This is a genomic window from Candidatus Wallbacteria bacterium (genome assembly GCA_028687545.1).
Lineage (GTDB): Bacteria > Muiribacteriota > JAQTZZ01 > JAQTZZ01 > JAQTZZ01 > JAQTZZ01.
On record JAQTZZ010000010.1, the window covers coordinates 88,099 to 105,638 of the forward strand.

Below are 17,540 nucleotides of genomic sequence, written 5' to 3' on the forward strand. Positions count from 1 at the left end.
AGACTGAGCAAACCTTTCCATCAAGTTGCAGAAACTCATAGGAATACCATTTTGAAATAAATGCTTTCTTTGTCCAACTATGTTATACTTAATGTAACAACAACATGTATACGGAGAATTCATGATCAAGCATCTGTTCAAGCATGGGAATAGTCTGGCTCTGCTGATAGACAAGAGCATACTCGAACTTCTGGGAGCTGACGAGAAAACAGAGTTCCATCTTACCACTGACGGAAGATCACTCGTGATTTCTCCGATTTCAGACCCGGACCGACCTGAAAAATTGAAGAAAACTAAGCAAAAGGGCAAGCGCAAGTACTCCAGGATGTTGAAAAAACTCGCGGAATGAAGGAAATCCTGTTCCTCACTCTGGCGGAAGTGCTGGACATTCACCGGGAGCTGATCGAAGAATTCGGAGGAAGCCCCGGCCTCCGTGATCTTGGTCTTCTTGAATCTGCTCTGGCTCTTCCTGCGGCCGGATTTGATGCCACTTATTTCCATGAAGACATTTTTGCCATGGCTGCGGCATATCTGTTCCATCTCTGCCGGAACCATCCCTTCCTGGACGGCAACAAACGCACTGCGGCACTTGCAGCTTACGCATTTCTCGGTTTGAATGGTCTTGATCTGACTGCTTCGCCTGCAGCATATTATAATCTGGTGATGCGGGTCGCTGAAGGCAAATCAGGCAAAGACAAAATCAGCGCATTCTTCAGGAAATACTGCCGGGGACTATAGACCTTCTCATTTTCATTTCAATCGAATCATTGTTTCTTTCCTGATTTTATCGTGAATTATCTCGGCTTTTTTGGCTTTGAGCTTCAATCCGGGAATTTTCAATTCGAAATTCTGGCATACGCCATTGGAATTATCACTAAAAGTAAGTTCAGCTTTTGAAAGATCATTCCCGATGTCTTTGAATCTTATCTCTCCTTTAAACATGTTTGAGATCACAGGAATGGAAATTTCTTCAACAGTCAGGTTTTTATCCGGTGTTTCCAGCTTGAAAAGTCCGCAAAAATACACGAAATTCGTCATTTTCTTATCGCAATATGCCTTTCCGTAAACCCAGTCGAAATAGGTGTACAAGAACTGCCCGGCTTCGATTTTGTAAGTCCAGCCTTTTTCAAAAGGGTATATGCTGAGATATTTCTCGATCCTGGTTTTGTCGTTGATCACCAACATTTCACCGCTGGATAAATATTCATTCAAAACCTGCCGGTAAATTTTCATGATCCGGTCGTCAGACAGGTTAAAAATCTCCGATATCTTCCGGGGTAAATTGTATTTATCCAGATGCGCTGAAACTGATTCTTCGGCTTCATCTGAAGAAACGCTGGGATCAAGCAGCGGAAATAATCCCTTTTTCCATTCATCATCATTGCAAAATTCGTCAAAGACCCTGATCAAGGCAAGGGCATATCTGTATTCAATTTCTCCGGCATTGGTAGAAGGCTGGTTTATCTTATTTCGGAGCATTTGGGGGCCAAAGTGTTCCAAATTGGTCTGATAATATTTTTTGATCTGATCACCCTTGAAATAACTGTAAGATAAGATTTTTCCTTCTGGGATAGTACTGTTTTTCACTCCTTCTGCCGTGAGTATTTCCAGGGCCTTAAGTTCCACAAAACTCGCGGTCCCTTCGATTAAATACTCATAATTCTCCCCCCGGATCAATTTTTTGCTCATCTTCTTCTTTTTCATTTCATCCACTGCGACAATTTTTTCCAATAATGATTCTCCGTTTTTTTTTCGACTCTTTTTTTCAGTCAATTCAGCAAGGATCTTGCCTTCCATCACAAGATCTGCATCATATTCCGCGGTACGCGGGTTTTCGCTGAAAAAATCTTTTTTAAGCCGACTCATAAGATCATCTTTCCCGATGCGGTACAGATTACCGAACTGATAATAATGAAAGCCCTCGTGAATAAAGTTGATTATTACATCTTCCAGAGAGGAATCTTCTCCGTAACCCATGGTGACAACTGGAAATCCGTTTATCATGCTGCAGGCCCGTCCACCCGGGCAATTGAAGCTCAGCGGACCCTTTTTTTTGAAGACACGCTTGGAATTAATGAAGTATTCCGTTGGTTCATAATTTTTCAAATCAGGATCAGGGTGGTTTATCAGGTACTCTTCCTTTTTGACCGGATCATAGGCAAGCACCGGAACTTCCTGATAGGGGATATGCACTGCAGGCCAAAGCCTGTCGGCAAGCTGCCCGGCCACATGAAATGCTTCCTGGTAGTATAAAATAAGAACAGGTGTTTTCTCACTTTCTTCCGCAAATAACGGTATTGACACCACTTTTAACAAAAGACAGAATAAAACACTGATAAAAATTCGCTTCATGTTTCCCCCACTTTATTAATTTTACATCATTTTGCCGGAAAATCGAACATCAGAACATCTCAAAAAAACTCAAAATGAAGGATTCGCGGGGATAATGCGATCTGATATGTATTGATGCTGTGTTAACCGGATTTCCGTGGTAGAATTTTACTGCAGGACTCGATTCAGTTCAAAGATCCGGATCTGATGCATCGTAAAAAATCGGAGGAGCAATCAATGGAACAAAGCGGAATTATTCAATGGCTGATGCAGGGCGATCCTGCCGTGCGCTGGCAGGTCATGCGGGATCTTCAGAACGCCCCTTCCGAGGTATACGAACAGGAAAGGGCGAGAGTCGCCAGCTGCGGCTGGGGAAACGATCTGCTTTCCCATCAGGATGAAAACGGGATGTTCGGGGGAGGGATTTACACACCCAAGTGGACCTCCACCCATTATTCGCTTCTTTTGCTGGCCGGACTGGGACTTGCACCAGGCAATGAACAGGCGTTGAAATCCTGTAATCTGCTGATGGAGCGGAATTACGGGAAGGACGGAGTAGAGAGCTTCGGGAAAAATCTCAGGCACAACGACGACTGCGTTACAGGCATGCTCCTTTACATGTTCTGCTATTTTGGTTTCAAAGACGAACGCGTGCACAGGCTGGCCGAACAGCTTCTTTCAGTGCAGATGCAAGATTGTGGCTGGAACTGCAGAAGCAGGAGGAACAGAAATACGGTTCACAGTTCCTTCCACACTACGCTCAATGTGATGGAAGGATTGCTGCAATATGAGATAAGGTATCCGGAACGGGCGGCAGCTGCAAGGAAGGCCAGACTTGAAGGAATGGAGTTCATGCTCAGGCACAAATTGTATCAGTCGCATAAAACAGGAAAACCCGCCCATCCAAAGATGATTATGATGTCTTTTCCGGCCAGATGGAAATTTGATTTTTTGAGGGGCCTCGACTTTTTTAGGGAATGCAAAGCGGAAAAGGATGACAGGCTGTCGGATGCTGTCGGACTATTAATTGAAAAACGGCTCCCGGACGGTACCTGGCCGGTTCAGAACCGCTGGCCCGGGAAAGAGTATTTCACTCTGGAGCAAACCGGAAAACCAAGCCGCATCAATACCCTCCGCGCATTAAGGATACTCAGCTGGTGGGAAGGCTGAAAAGGCTGGATGGAGCAAGCTCAGATGAAGACTTTTTACGCAAAGGACAGGCAGGACTGGCGCAACTGGCTTTCCGAAAATCACGATTCCTGCAAGGAGGTGTGGCTGATCTATTACAAGGCGCATACCGGAAAACCCAGAGTGCCTTATGATGATGCCGTTGAAGAGGCCATCTGCTTCGGCTGGATCGACAGCATCATTAGGAAGCTGGATGAGCAGCGCTTCTGCCAGAAATTCACACCGAGAAAACCCGGAAGCCTCTGGTCAAAACCGAATCTCAAGCGTGCCGATATGATGATTTCTCAAGAGAAGATGACACAAAAGGGACTGGAGCTTTACAGGATTGCTGTTGAAAAAGGGCAGTTCGTTGCTGAAAAGGAAGAACAACTGTCTGTTGACCTTATTACCCTATTCAAAGCGAACAGGGAGGCATATTCCCGGTTCTGCAATCTCCCAGGGAATAGAACGAGCAACTATATAGGCTGGATAATGTCGGCAAAAGGGCATGAAACAAGGATCAGGCGGCTAAACAGGCTGATTGGAGCGATCCTGAATGGCGAAGACTTGATCCGGAAACTTTAAATCCGGATGGATGAAGGGATACCATGAAAATTGAGAGCCAGTGGGGCATCATTTTCGAAGGAAAATCAGACCTGGTCATCGACGGGGTGAAGCATACCTTTTGCAAAGGAGACCGTTACTTCTGACTTTTCAAGCGAAAACATCTTTTCGGCAGCAAGTTCTGGTTTGATAGCCCCGGTACATCTTGCGCCCTGATTAAGTTAGAACAAAGAGATATGAAGCCGCAGAATAATCCAATCGTCCAGCTCAGCCCAAATTGCGACTGAAACATAATGAAACATTTTGTAGCTTGCCGGATGGCTTAAAATCATCAACAATTGATTAAAAGAGATTACATCTGATAAGGAGGAACAGTATGCTGTATCAAGTGTGCGTCTTTATCATACTGAGCGAGCTTTTACTATGCCCGGTGGTTCATGCTGGATACAATGCCCGGGAAGTCCTGGAGGCTGTGATCACTGCGTCGGATGTATCGGCAGAGGACGAGGCGTTGTGGCGCCACTATGTCGAACAGCCGCAGCCGTCAGTGGATGAGGTCCGGGCTATGATCGCCGCTGCTGCCAAAGAATTCTCGGTTCCGTCTTCGATCCTGGAAACCGTCGGCTACCTGGAAAGCAACTGGATCCAGATCGGTCCCACCATCGACCGCGGCTGGGGCGTCATGCACCTGGTCGAGAACGACAGAGTCGACACCCTGGGCGAGGCTGCAGGCCTCCTGAACTGTGAGCGGCAGGTCCTCAAAGACGATCCGCAAGCCAACATCAGGGGAGCGGCAGCCCTGCTGGCCAGCTTTGCCGGCGAAAAACGCGCCGGTTTTTCCCGCCTCGAGGACTGGTTCGATGCTGTGAAAAAACTTAGCGGCCTGTACGAAGAGGAATTCCAGGAAATGCAGTCCGGCCAGTACTTCCGCATCCTGAAAAAAGGGGTCAGCGAGATCAACCTCTTCAATCAGGAAGTGAGAGTCTGCGCCCAGAAATCAATCGACATGGAACTGATCGAGTCCAAGATGCCTAAATACAAATCCTGGAAGGCTGAAGCAGCCCGGTCCCGCGCTGATTACCCGGGCGCGATTTCCGACATCACTTCCTGCAATTACACCGGCGGCAGGAATCACAACATTGACACCTGGGTCAATCACTGGATGGGCATGGGCACATACGCAGGCGCAATTTCCTGGTTTCACAACCCGAGCGCCAGCGCCAGCACCCAATTCTGCATCAGGCACGACGACGGTGAAATCACCCAGGTCGTCAGAGTAGCTGACACAAGCTGGAACTGCGGCTCCCCTACAGGCCTGGCAAACAACTCCCGCTCGATCAGCGTCGAGCACGAGGCAACTGTCGCCCATCCAGAATGGTGGAACAGCCAGGCTATGATCCAGGCCAGCGGCAGGATGATCCGCTTTTTCGCCGACCAGTACGGCATCCCGGTCCAGCGCGGCTGCCCCGGCATCACCGAACACAAGGCCATGCAGGGATGCAGCACAGACTGCGCAGGCAACATCCCCTGGCCGGATCTCTGGGCTGTGATCACAGGCAGCAATCCTGGTCCAGTTCCCAACGGAAACCAGACCGGCCATATTTCCGTGGATACGGCCGCCAATGTCCGCTCCGGCCCGGGAACGGAATTTCCTGTGATCGCCTCGCTGAATAATGGAGTTCAGGTGCAGATCCTCGGCAAGGAAGACACCTGGTACAAAGTGATTATCCCCGACGGCAGAACCGGTTATGTACATGAGTCGCTGGTAGCGCTCTGATTTTCGGAAAAAATTACTGTGAGATACGGGGCTTTTGAGATTTTAACAGATACCCGATGCTGGTGAACAATCGCTTACAATTACACGGGCAATCCATGAAAATCTATGTCGATGCCGACGGATTTCCCAAGTCCGCGAAAGATATTCTGATCCGGGCTGCGATACGCCATGACGTGTCACAGGAATACTCCGCGAAATTTAACATACCATCAAACTTTTCCTACTTACAGATCATCGCGAATAAAGTAAAGGACCGCCCCCAGATCGTGATGCGGAAGATCCCTACGGAAATGTTTTGATGCGTTTTGATGCTTAAAATGGAGTTGTTCCGGGCTTATTATTAACGAAACATATCCTGAAACTGTAAAATCACGTGAGGAGGCTTTGTGAAGAATGTAAAAGAACTGATGACAGTGCTGATGGCTGTATTGTTCGCAACATCCGGGGCAGCTGAAAATGCCGGAAACTGCGGCAATTGCACTTTGGCAGCATGGTTTCCGGGCGGCAGTCTTACTCAGCCGGGGAGCGTTGATCTGAGACCGTACCCTCATCCGCACCCTAATCCTAACCCTCAGCCACAACCCAACCCTTATCCGAACCCGAATCCGAATCCAAATCCATATGACCCGGCTTATCAGCAGGGCTTCAACCAGGGCATGAACGCCGGGAGAGCTGACGGCTACCAGGCAGGAATACGTGACGGCCGCAATGAAGGCTATAACCAGGGCAGGGCGGACGGAGACCGGAACGGCAGGAACGACGGCTATACCAAAGGCGTCCAGGACGGTAACCGCGAAGGCCAGGAGCAGGGGATCAGGCAGGGCAAAATCGACGGCGAAGCCAAGGGTACGGAAAACGGCAAGGCCGCAGGAGCTAAGCGCTGTTATGACGAAGGCTTCAAGGCCGGAAAAAACGAGGGTTATGCTGCAGGCTATGCGGAGGGCGAGAAAAGCGATTCTTACGATAAGGGCGTTGCCGCTGGCGATACCGAAGCGCGCAAAGTGGAAAAGGAAAAGGGCTGGCAGGCCGGATACAAGGACGGCTTCGCTAAGAAGGAGAAACAGTTGCATGACAGCTTCGGCCGCTCCGGTGGTGACACTAGACTCAGCGGAAGCGAAGGTCCGGACAGCCTGCTTCTCGACGGGCTGGACATCCCGGATACCAGGCTGGAACAGGCCAGCTGGAATCAGTCGCGTTCATGGCAGGACGGGTACAACGCGGGATACAGGCAGGGCTATGACCAGGCCTATCAGCGTGCCAGGACCGAAGGATACAACCAGACCTATGGCAACGCTTACTCATCGGCCTACCAGACCGCTTACCAGAACAGCTATTCCTTTGGCTACGGCCAGGGCAAGGACCAGGCCTACCAGATCGCCTACCACAATGCCTATGATTCCGCCTACAACTCTGCATATGCCGCGCAGGAGCAGCAGGAATATCCTGCGGACAGGGAGCGGGGGCGCGGCGAGGGTTTTGCGGCCGGCAAGAAGGAAGGATTTGACACGGCCTGCAGGAACCTGTTCAACAAGGGTTATAAAGAAGGATACGACAAAGCTGCCGCCGAGGTTTATCCCGCAGCCTTCGCCGAAGGAGGGACCAAGGGGGGTGAGGCTGCGGACAAGTACTATCACGAAAATGCGGTGCTGGAAATCAGGCGGGCAGTGGTCCTGGACGGCAGCGGCAACGGGATTTTCGAGACCGGCGAGGAACTCAAAATCTCAGCCGACATTGTCAATTACGGTTTCGTCGATTCGCAAGGCGCAGTCATTGAGATCTCGGCAGGCCCGGAGATAACTGTGCAGAGTCCGCATCAGGCCGGTACCCTGGCAGCTAGGAAATCGAACAGCGTTACCATCAGAGCGGGCAAAGTAAATGAGGACGCGCTCAGCGGTACTGAAGTTACGATCAAGTTCACGCTCAAGTCCGGCGGTTCAGAGACAGCAAAGCTACTGCAGATCAAACTTTATAACCAGAACCAGAAAGTCGGGACTGTCAACACCGACAATGTCAATGTACGCAAGGGCCCTGGAACCGGTTACTCAATACTCGGCACTGTGCAGAAGGGGACCAAGGTCGTGACTACGGGCATGGAAGGGAACTGGTACAGGATCGTGATCCCGAACAACGGCAACGGCTATATTTACAAAGATCTTGTCACCCTCGACTGATACTTGGCAGGTGAGAATCAATGAATTTCCAGGGCTGGGCGCAAACCCAGCCCTGGTTTTTCCATTACTATTCAGTCACACCATTTGTAGTTGTCAGCATGTGCATCTGCCTGTGGCAGGAATTTAATTCTTCGTCCCTGCGATGTTTAGAGGATCAATGCTGATCTTAGCCGGCAGTTCTGGCACTGCGACGTCCCTGTCCCCATGTTGAGTCGGAAGCCTGAGAATCATCCCTCCAGGGGGGGTGGCAGTCCCTGTAGCTGAGAATTCGATCTTTTTGCCGATTTTCCTGACCGAGTAACTCAGCATGCCGTAATTGGTCGGGAGATTTTTGACAGTAACGCCACTCTTGAGCCAGTCCGCGTCGATTCCTGCGCAGAGGATCAGTTTGTCCCCTGATTCATAGACCAGCATAGTCCTGACTGCGTCGATGAATCCCGAACCTACCCAGGTGTGCGGCATGTCGCCGATGTAGGAAGGCTCCCTGGGATTAGCATGCACAAGTTCAGCCATGTGATTCCACGCATAAGGGCGGACCGAACTGGCGGTGAGGTATCTGAGCATGGCAAGAGCCCTGTCGCGCTGCCCCATTCTGACGAAAGCGTTGGCGGAGCGCACTTCATAGGGAGTGAATGTCCTCTCATGCCCTGGAACAGTACCCTTGCGGAATTCCTCGTAATAGCGGTCGAAAGTGTGTTTCAGCTGCTCTTTCGGGAGATTGTCGAGCTCCCCGCAGGCCACGACCGCTATGGCGGTTGAGGTGGCGTCGAAATCCGCCTTTTCCGTGCAGCCGGGAATATAGTCGATATTCCGGCTTGAAATCACCAGATTGAGAGAGTCATACAGGCATTTGCTGAAGTCTGTGAGTTCGGCCTGCAGCATGGAGGCGTTCTCCTTGTCCCCCAGCAGCTCAGCGAGATAGATCGCATCCTTGATGCCGCGCAGGACGAAAAAATCATCCCAGTAACTGTGCATTCCGGGGTAATATCCTTCATGGCTGTTCGAACCGGGCAGTATGCCGTAGTTCGGGGCCTGCCTGGGATCGTTTTTTATCGCCTCGGTCATGGTGGAATGTCGCAGGTCTCGGGCGAATTTCAGGGAAGCGAGCACCTTGGGATAAACGAGTTTGAGATACTCAATGTCATGGGAATAGTCGAAGTAGTTGCGGACTGCATAGGGATATTCACCCTGGCTGTCAAATTCCTTTCCATCAGTGGAACTGTCATTTACGAAAGCCGGAGTTTTCCCGTTCTCAAATCTCATGAACGGCACATAGCCGTTGTCCGGGATTATGGTAGCAACCGCCTCCAGCCAGTCCCTGACTTCATTCACCAGTCCCATCCTCATCAGAGCGATGCCGGTGAGTGCGCCGTCCCTGATCCAGGAATGGGAGTAATTGCGCGATCCGGGCTGAATCCATGGCCCATCCTTGTTGATCAGGACATAGGCCAGGTTGGATTTCACCACGTCAGTCAGCCTCTTTTCCGGAATCCTGATTTCCACCCTGTTCGTAAGTTCACTCCAGCGCTGTGCCTCGGCAGATCTCGCAGATTCAAAGGAAAAACCGGCCAAAGCGCTTGGGGAGAATCCCCCTTCCATCGGATACGCGACGAGGATGTCTTTTTTCTGCCCGGGCTTGAGATCCAGGCTGAACAGCACTGCTGCGGAAATCGCGCCTTCCTTGCTTCTGATGATTGGGGAATCCGGAAGAGATCCGTTCCTGACGCAATCCATGATTTCCGAAGTATCGAACTCCATGGCGGCCATCGAAAGGGGCCGGCTGAGTGCAATCAGTCCCGGCTGCCCGTTGATGCGGAGATATGAAAAATCGTCGCAGTTCAGGCATTCGCATCTGTCGATCGGGCTGAATCCTCCGTGCTGCCAGGTCGGATTCAACTGCAGCGGCCTCACTACCAGGGCCAGCTTTCCCTTGAAAGCTTCCTTTTTATTGTTAGTGAAAGAGTATCTTACCGCTGTATGCGACTTTCCAAGAGTACCTGTACCGACGGCTGTGATTTTCAGATCCCAGCCCTTAGTCTCCCATCTGACGGTCGGGATCGGCAGATATCCGTCCTGAAGGCTCTGGGACACCTTGCAGTCCAGGGCCGTCCGGAGCTTCTTCCCGTCCAGCACGAACGGCATCACGCTGAATCCATTTTTGAAGGGTTCGACTGCACCGGTCTCAGAGAACACACCCTCGTTTTTCTCGATCGGGATACCGACTACTGTCCAGAATTCCTGTTTCCAGGAAAGCCACATGGGGTATTCTCCCGGGTGTTTCCCGGACAGTGCCAGATAGGGTTTCGTTCTGTCTGCCTTTTCTTCGGACCCCTTGAATTCATAGCCAAGCAGATCGAATCCTTTTCCCCCGCAATTAATACGGATGCCACTGACTTCCACGGAGTCGAAATAATCCCATTGTTCGCCTGATTTCCCCCTGGCAGTGCTGTAAACCTCTTTCCAGGCTTTACCGTCAGAAGTGGCTTCCAGAAAGTAAGAGACAGGATATTTTTCACCCCATTTCAGGATTATACCGCCAAGAGGCATCGGCTTTGGCAGGCTGACCGTGAAACACGAGCGGTCACTTCCGGCGGTGAGAATGGGGGCGTCTTTACCGTCGATGAATCCGATTTCCCAGATCGAAAAGGCCCAGCTGCCTGTCCCACGTTTGATGCATTCGAGCTTCACTGCTGTTGCAGTGACAGGTTCGAAATGGATGATATCTGTATTGCCGTCCGAAGTGCCGGTTTCATAAACCTTATGCCACCCGCCTGACCCGCTTTTCACTTCGATCGCGTATTTTTCCGCATGAGCATATTCCCATTTGATTACTATTCCACAGATCGAACGCGGGGAATCAAAATCCGCCTGCCACCATTGATTGTCTTCAGGCGCGCTGATCCAGCGGGTGTTCGGGTCTCCGTCAACTGCTAACTGCGCCGGGCATGTTTCCATGGAAGCCGAGGCAATGGCTGTAATGGCGGATTGGGCATCCACCTGAAGCGCAAACAGGAAAATTGTCACAAGAAGCAGGATTGAATTTTTTGGCACGATTCCTCCTCAAATGATGGACGCCTCCATTTTACACCTGAACGAACCTTTCAGTCACTAGTGATCGGATAATTACAGCGTGCGCTTTGGAATATTTTGTGTTTTACTATCAATATATTTCAGATAATTCTGGAGGTTTCATGAAGTCCCTGGCCATGATGTTTTTTCTCACCTTAATCGGCACACCGCTTGTTGCAGCGCAGGGTAACGTGATTGAATATTCCGGCAAAACTCCGGCAGGGCTTGTCGGCAACGGCAGAAGCGTAGTGAAAGTGCGATCCGACGGATACGAATTTCATACCGGAGGCGATGCGGCCGGAACCTTCGAGATCTTGATAGACGGCCATCCGGTCGGAATATCCTCGAAGGATGCAGGTTCAGTTTTCTTTCCAGGGGGTGTGGTTTACTCTCTTGCGGTGCATGGACTGAAAGTGGAGATTCTGCACGGCGCGACTGAGGAAAATCCGTATGTCCTGGCCGTCAGGGTGGCAGGTAAGAAGAAAAGCATAGCCCTGAAAATCAGCCAGCATGGCGCACCTGCTCTTTCCCGTTCCGGGCTGATCCCCATCGAGATGAAGAAAAACAAGGGAGAACTGATTCTATTCTCCGGGACAAAAGCTCCTCACGGCACTTTCAGCGATTTACGCAAACAATGGGAAGAGCAGTACCAAAAAGGTTTTGTCCTGAAGACCCCTTCGGAACTCGTGAACCGCGCAGTGCCTTTCAACCGCTATCTCCTTGATCTCGGATTCGACGGGCACCTGCATGTATGTGAAATCTTCCGCTGGCGCGATGTCTGGTCCCGCGATCTGGGAACCGGACTCGTACCCGGGGCGATGGCAAGCGGCCAGTTCTCCCGTGCCCGCACCACGCTCGAATATGATCTCGGGCGCTATGCGGCCAATAATCCGGCTGGTCTGAAAGCGACCGAAGACCCTTCGCAGGGAGGTTCTGCAGAGGGAACCTCCTGGCTGGCGAACGCTGTCTGGCATTATTTTCTCTTAACCGGAGACAGGAAATTCCTGGCTGATGCCGAAAAAGTCCTGCTGCCGTGGGTCAACGCCTGGATCGGGCGCGATTACCGCCGCGAAGGCCTGCTGGTCGACGTGACGGAATGGATGGACCATTCGCGGTTCTTTCTTTTCCCGGATGGGGCGCGCGTCCTGTATTCCAATGCCCTGTTCGCAGATCTGCTGAACACATTTTCCATGATCGAGCGGACCCTCGGTGACTGCTCGGCAGCGTCCAGGCTGCAAAGCGTGAGAGACAGGTTCGTGGCAGCGATCAACAACGTGCTCTGGAATGAATCGACCGGCGAATACGACAATCTTTCCCTCTGGGACTTGCGGGATACGCGTTCCTCTGCGGCGGAAAACAGCCTGGCGGTTTTATGCGGCGTAGCGCCAGCGGACAGGATCGGAAGAACTCTGGAAACAGTCAAAAACCGAAACTGGCGCGCTGCAGGCTCGACCACGATCTATCCGCCGATGTCGCATGTGGAAGCCAATTGTGACCATAATTACAAGATGTGGCCCTGGTGGAACGCCGTGGAAGCACGAGCCCGGCTGCAGAACGGAGACATAGCCGGCGGGATTCACCTGCTGGAATGTTGCTCAAAAACCCTGGAAGACGAGCACTATCCCGGAATGATGGAGGAGCTGACTTCGCCTGAAGGCGTGACTGAAGGCGGGAACGCCTTCCTGAGTGCCGCCGGTTCGTATCAGTACGCAATTGTCGAAGGGCTGCTCGGAATCGAAATCCTTGAGCCAGGCTGCGCCAGGATTCGCGTATCACCGAACGTCCCTGCAGAATGGAAAGACTGGAGCGCCACGGTTCCGCTTCCCGGGGGCGAAATATTCCTCTCGCAGGAAAATGGGAAACTCTACATCCGCGTCACAGACCCCAGGGTGAAAATCGTTGAATCGGTCAGGGGCGCGGCGGTCGAAGGCGCAGAATCCGCAGCGGTTTCTCCGCGGATCTATCCGGATCTTGCAAAACTACCTTCCGTAAAGCCACTCGGCTGCCCTCAGTTGAAAAATCGCCGGGCCGCCGTGTTCCACGACGACAGTTTCCCTGCCGCATTGCCGGACGGCCTGCCCAGGAGATACGTAACTGTCGATGAGCTTTTGTGCCTGGACTCCCAAAACATCTCAGCCCTGATCGTTCCCGGAAACGCCCTTCCCCTGAAGACCAGAGCCGGAGTCGAAATCCGTCCGGCCCTCACCAGATTCCTGGACCGGGGAAATGCGATCGTCTTTTACGGAGGGACCATGCAGGACCGCTGGACAATGGGTGAAACCGGCGGAATTGTAGACTGGTATGACTACCGCCACCTGCTTGCCGGCAGCCCCCTGGACGGATGGGTTTTCAAAACCTCCCAGGCCGGGACACAGGTTTGGAGGGAAACGGAATCCGGATTCGTAAATGGCTGGTTCAGACAGGACTATCCGGATCAAGACTGGGAACCGGTCAAAATTCCCGGCACGTGGGAGGACCATCTGAAAAAATCCTATGAGGGATGGGGCTGGTACAGGCACCATTTTCAGCTTCCGGCAGAGGCCAGGGGCAGAAGCATTCTGTTCGAACTGGGGGCAGTTGACGATGCTGACTGGGTCTATCTAAACGGAATTCTGGTCGGTTCGGAATGGGGCCGCGATCATTTCCAGCGCTATGCCTTGAAACCCGGCGATCCGGCCTATGCCTCGCTGAATTTCGGTAAAGACAACCTGATCGCAGTTCAGGTTGTCAACTACGGTGGAGGCGGCGGCTTATACAAAGACCCGCCCAGAATGGGTATCGAATCGGATCAATTTACCTGGGCTCCGATCGATGCCAGGACTGAAGCGACTCTGCTGGAACCCAAGCGATTCGGGGTCATTTCCTGGGGAAAAGGCGATTTCTTCAATTCCTGGGAAACATCGCGCGGCGCGTTCGGGTTCAAGATCGCAGGCAGCGGGATCGAATTCAGCGGGCCGCTGGCCGGGATGCCTTCCATCTCTGGCAGTGTCCAGGAAGCATTCACTGATTTCGCGATCAGTTCACCGCTGTTCTTCCAGCCACTGGCATTCACAAAGACTGACAGAAAGCTTCTGAGCCCTGATGACGGCGAACGCTATCCCTGCCTGGCCAGGGTCGTGAATACCCGGACCGGCGGAGAATTCATCATGATTCCCGTTTCAGTCACCGGAGCATGTCCGGAAGTGCTGGAAAAGCTGGGAATCAAATGAATGGGTTAGTCCGATACTTGACAAGGTAAAGTTCAGCGATGCTGCTTTTTCGATTCAAACACTTTGCAGTCGTCGATCAGTTCATAGGCATTCTGATAACGCTTGGCAGCATCCTTTTCAATCGCCTTCATCACTATCCGGTCAAGTTTCTGAGACACCTCAGGCACAATCCCGGATGGCGGGGGAGGTGAGGTGTTGAAAATCTTGTACAAGGCCTGCTCGGGGTTATTTCCCTTGAAAGGTAAGGTGCCTGTCAGGAATTCGTAAAGCGTCACTCCCAGCGCGTAAATGTCCGTGCCTTCGACAATGTCGCCACCCCTGAGTTGTTCGGGGGGCATGTAGTAAAGAGTGCCGAACACCTCGCCGGTTCCGGTCATGGATGCTACATCCAGAACCTTGGACAGGCCGAAATCCATGATCTTGGCGAGACGATTCTGGTGCAGCATGATGTTGTCAGGCTTGATGTCGCGGTGGATGATGTTGTGGCTGTGGGCATAGGCAAGGGCTTCGGCCACCTGGAGGGCGATGCGCGCCACATGCTGCGGCTGAAGCCTGCCGAGGCGGTCCAGGATTTTCCTGAAGCTCTCGCCTTCCACGTATTCCATCACGATGTATGGTATCTCCCCTTCGACGACCTCGAAGATCCTGACGATTCCAGGATGATCGAGCCTCTGGGCGGCCAGCCCGTCCCTTTTGATGAAGCGGCGGATGAATTTCAGATTGTCGCGGTATTTTTCCGCAAGCACCTTGATGGCGACTGTCCGGTCGCGCTTGATGTCCAGTGCCTTGAAAACCACACCCATGCCGCCCATGCCGATCTTCTGGAAATCTTTGAAATTTCCAGCCAGGCCATCGATTATCAGGCCGGGGTCCGCGGAATCCGCGAACAATTCATAGGCAAGAGCCTGCTTCGCCTTGAGAGCCGGTGGCCCAATCTTTCCCAGTTCGCGCAGTTTGACCGTCAGCCAGGAATCATCCTCTTCGGTCAGCTTCCTGGTTTCTGCAGACATGGAATCCAGGTCGATCCGGTACTGCTTGAAATAATCGCGGGATTTAGCCGATTCCCCCAGTTTTTCAAGCGCTGTTCCCATCAGAAAATTAAAGCTGGTAAACAGGACCGGGCATTGACCGTGGAAAAGCTTTCCGATTGCCTGAAGCCTTTCCAGGGCTTCCACGAATCTGCTGGAGAAAAGCAGCAATTCACAATAGGAATAATTCACTCTGACCTTGGGAGCGAAGTCGTCCACCTGGTCGATCGTTTCCAGCGCTTTTGCAAAATAATCTTCAGCAACATCTTCTTCCCCCAGCCTGAGATACGCCCTACCGATATCGGCATGCGTCCAGGCCGTAAAAACCGCGGAATTGGAACGCTGGAAAAAATCCCTGCTCTTCAGGCGGTATTCGATGGATTTCCTAAAATCTCCCTGATGGTAGCTGAGAGATCCCAGCAGGCCGCAGGCAGTCCCGGAAAGAGCGGAATCGCCTTGCTCCTCTGCCAGTTTCAACACCTCAACGGCGACCTGTCCAGCTTCTTCCATTCTGGCAAGTTTCAGAAGGAAATGCCCTTTCAGGGACAAAATATCTCCCAGAAAAGTTTTCATCCCGTTTTCCCTGGCCAGCCCGACTACCTGCTCGATCTCTGAGAGCGCTTTCTCAACGTTTCCCAGGTAGTCGAATAAAAACGAGTTGCATCTGAAATACAGGGCAGTTGCTTTCAAATCGGATGCGAATCCCTGCATTTTAGGTATTTCTTCAAGAATTTCCCGGCTTTTTTCGAGATCCCCTAGCTGCAGATGGCACATGCCGATTTTGAACAGCAGCAGAAATTTCAAGGTCGGATCTGCTTCCTTCAGCAGGAGAGAGAATGAATCCAGCGCGGCTTCGATGCCGCCCTTGTAATATTCAATGCAGGCGGCAAAAAATGCCCTGTGTACACCCTCGATGGCTTCGATTTCCACCTGGGCTTCCTCAAATCTATTCTGCAGGATCAGCTGGTCGATCAGGGCCAGTTTCAAATCACGCTCACGGTACCCGGCTGATTCGAGCTCGTTCCGGATGATGAACACAAGGTCGCAGCTTACAGACGGAAGGAACAGGTTCATATCTCCGAACTTAATCAGGGCATCAATGGCGGCATGCCTTTGTCGCGAAAAGAGAAAATGATTATAAATCTCTTTTACATACAGCGGCTCTGAACCGAAACGCTTCTGCAGCAGCAATGCTGCTCTGTCGTGCAGCTCCTCCATCTCTGCATCCGGTATCTTTTCCCTGATGAAACTCTTGAGGATCATGGGCAGGGAAATCTTGCCGAAGGAATCGTACTCGGCCAGGCACGAGTCTCTCAGCCTGTCCAGCATGGTTCCGTCATTGTCCGCTGCAATATCCCGCACGATTTCGCTGCCCACAGGGATGCGGAAAACACTGAGTTGCTTCAGGATCTGCCTGAAATCCTTAGTCTGGGATTTCCAGAAAGAACCCTCGAAAAAATGATTGATGATTTCATCGAGTTTTTTATCTCCGCCCCACTTGGTCAGGGTCATCTCTCCTGATAACAAAAGAGCGCAGATCGCCTTGACTGAAAAGGGATGTCCCTGGGACAGTTTGCAGATCTTTCTTTTCGTTTCCGCATCCGGGAGATCACGATTCTGAAACTCGAAGATCGAGTCAACCATTTCCAAAGTTTCGGATTCGATCAGCGGGGGCAGGAAGTATGTGAAAATGTCCGCTGAAACTTCAATCGAGGTTTTCGGTCTGGTTCTGGAAGTGACGATCACCCTTCCCTCTGCAGAGGAAGAAGCCTTTTCAAGCAGGTCAAGCGTTTTTCTGCTTTCGCTCATGTGAAAATCGTCGATGATCAGCTTGATGTCCCTTTTGGACAGGAAATCAAGAAACTTTTCCGGATCATGGCAGAAGATCGGTACTTCCTTGTCGCCGGCATAAAGGCGCAGGGTGTCTGAGAGTGAACTGTAGAAATCCTCTTCAGTCCAGGCGTCCCTGCAGCGCAGGATGATTGAGTTCCACCCGTTCTTCTGCAGGCTGGCGAGCAATTCTCCTGTCAGCCATGTTTTGCCTGACCCGGGCAGGCCTACTATGCAGACGCAGCCGGCCTGGGAAAATTTGCGGACCAGGAGTTCTATGATGTCTTTTCTGGAAATTTTTGGACTCTCGTTCATTACCTGAATTTTATCTCTCAACGTTGAAAATTTCAAATGAGTTTAGAACCTGTATCTGAAAACAGGATAGACTTGGAGA

11 protein-coding genes are annotated in these 17,540 nt (G+C 51.6%); 8 read left to right on the plus strand and 3 right to left on the minus strand.

The genetic code is table 11. The features are described 5' to 3' along the window. The first annotated feature begins 121 nt into the window (after positions 1-121). Both PHW04_07045 and PHW04_07050 read left to right on the plus strand, forming a co-directional pair. Positions 122-349: an AbrB/MazE/SpoVT family DNA-binding domain-containing protein gene (locus PHW04_07045; GenBank protein MDD2715632.1), complete on the plus strand. Its 228-nt coding sequence runs from the start codon at positions 122-124 to the stop codon at positions 347-349. After that, complete coding sequence (locus PHW04_07050) at positions 346-738, plus strand: type II toxin-antitoxin system death-on-curing family toxin (GenBank protein ID MDD2715633.1); 393 nt, start codon at positions 346-348, stop codon at positions 736-738. Before PHW04_07045 ends, PHW04_07050 begins: the two co-directional genes overlap by 4 nt. A 12-nt stretch (positions 739-750) precedes the next feature. Here the strand turns inward: PHW04_07050 and PHW04_07055 are convergent, their stop codons facing one another. Further along, on the minus strand, positions 751-2,352 hold the full coding sequence (locus tag PHW04_07055) for a hypothetical protein (GenBank protein MDD2715634.1): 1,602 nt from the start codon (positions 2,350-2,352) through the stop codon (positions 751-753). Between the two features lie 216 nt (positions 2,353-2,568). Between PHW04_07055 and PHW04_07060 the strand changes: the two genes are divergently transcribed. The 5 genes from PHW04_07060 to PHW04_07080 all read left to right on the plus strand — a co-directional run bounded on the left by PHW04_07060 (position 2,569) and on the right by PHW04_07080 (position 8,010). Next, positions 2,569-3,501, plus strand: a complete 933-nt coding sequence (locus tag PHW04_07060) for a hypothetical protein (GenBank protein ID MDD2715635.1) — start codon at positions 2,569-2,571, stop codon at positions 3,499-3,501. Between the two features lie 24 nt (positions 3,502-3,525). After that, the gene (locus PHW04_07065) at positions 3,526-4,083 is read left to right on the plus strand and encodes a YdeI/OmpD-associated family protein (protein ID MDD2715636.1); all 558 of its coding nucleotides are present in this window, start codon (positions 3,526-3,528) and stop codon (positions 4,081-4,083) included. A gap of 355 nt (positions 4,084-4,438) precedes the next feature. Then, positions 4,439-5,839 carry an SH3 domain-containing protein gene (locus tag PHW04_07070; protein MDD2715637.1) on the plus strand — a complete coding sequence of 467 codons (1,401 nt, stop codon included), beginning with the start codon at positions 4,439-4,441 and terminating at the stop codon, positions 5,837-5,839. A 95-nt stretch (positions 5,840-5,934) separates the two neighbouring features. Beyond that, entirely contained in the window at positions 5,935-6,138 is a 204-nt protein-coding gene (locus PHW04_07075; protein ID MDD2715638.1) for a hypothetical protein, read from the plus strand. Between the two features lie 87 nt (positions 6,139-6,225). Beyond that, positions 6,226-8,010 (plus strand): SH3 domain-containing protein, encoded by a 1,785-nt coding sequence (locus tag PHW04_07080; protein MDD2715639.1) that lies wholly within the window; start codon positions 6,226-6,228, stop codon positions 8,008-8,010. A gap of 123 nt (positions 8,011-8,133) precedes the next feature. Here PHW04_07080 and PHW04_07085 read toward each other — a convergent pair whose 3' ends face one another. Next, positions 8,134-11,061, minus strand: a complete 2,928-nt coding sequence (locus PHW04_07085; protein MDD2715640.1) for a discoidin domain-containing protein — start codon at positions 11,059-11,061, stop codon at positions 8,134-8,136. A gap of 140 nt (positions 11,062-11,201) precedes the next feature. Between PHW04_07085 and PHW04_07090 the strand changes: the two genes are divergently transcribed. Next, entirely contained in the window at positions 11,202-14,288 is a 3,087-nt protein-coding gene (locus PHW04_07090; GenBank protein MDD2715641.1) for a hypothetical protein, read from the plus strand. Positions 14,289-14,320: 32 nt separating this feature from the next. On the opposite strand, the gene PHW04_07095 is transcribed toward PHW04_07090, so the two are convergent. After that, positions 14,321-17,461 carry a protein kinase gene (locus tag PHW04_07095; protein MDD2715642.1) on the minus strand — a complete coding sequence of 1,047 codons (3,141 nt, stop codon included), beginning with the start codon at positions 17,459-17,461 and terminating at the stop codon, positions 14,321-14,323. Positions 17,462-17,540 lie beyond the last annotated feature (79 nt).

Bases quoted from the DNA above. Each gene is read 5' to 3' on its own strand.
- PHW04_07070 (MDD2715637.1), top strand. From the start codon at position 4,439: ATGCTGTATCAAGTGTGCGTCTTTATCATACTGAGCGAGCTTTTACTA.
- PHW04_07095 (MDD2715642.1), bottom strand. From the start codon at position 17,461: ATGAACGAGAGTCCAAAAATTTCCAGAAAAGACATCATAGAACTCCTG.
- PHW04_07050 (MDD2715633.1), top strand. From the start codon at position 346: ATGAAGGAAATCCTGTTCCTCACTCTGGCGGAAGTGCTGGACATTCAC.
- PHW04_07060 (MDD2715635.1), top strand. From the start codon at position 2,569: ATGGAACAAAGCGGAATTATTCAATGGCTGATGCAGGGCGATCCTGCC.
- PHW04_07090 (MDD2715641.1), top strand. From the start codon at position 11,202: ATGAAGTCCCTGGCCATGATGTTTTTTCTCACCTTAATCGGCACACCG.
- PHW04_07065 (MDD2715636.1), top strand. From the start codon at position 3,526: ATGAAGACTTTTTACGCAAAGGACAGGCAGGACTGGCGCAACTGGCTT.
- PHW04_07045 (MDD2715632.1), top strand. From the start codon at position 122: ATGATCAAGCATCTGTTCAAGCATGGGAATAGTCTGGCTCTGCTGATA.
- PHW04_07075 (MDD2715638.1), top strand. From the start codon at position 5,935: ATGAAAATCTATGTCGATGCCGACGGATTTCCCAAGTCCGCGAAAGAT.
- PHW04_07055 (MDD2715634.1), bottom strand. From the start codon at position 2,352: ATGAAGCGAATTTTTATCAGTGTTTTATTCTGTCTTTTGTTAAAAGTG.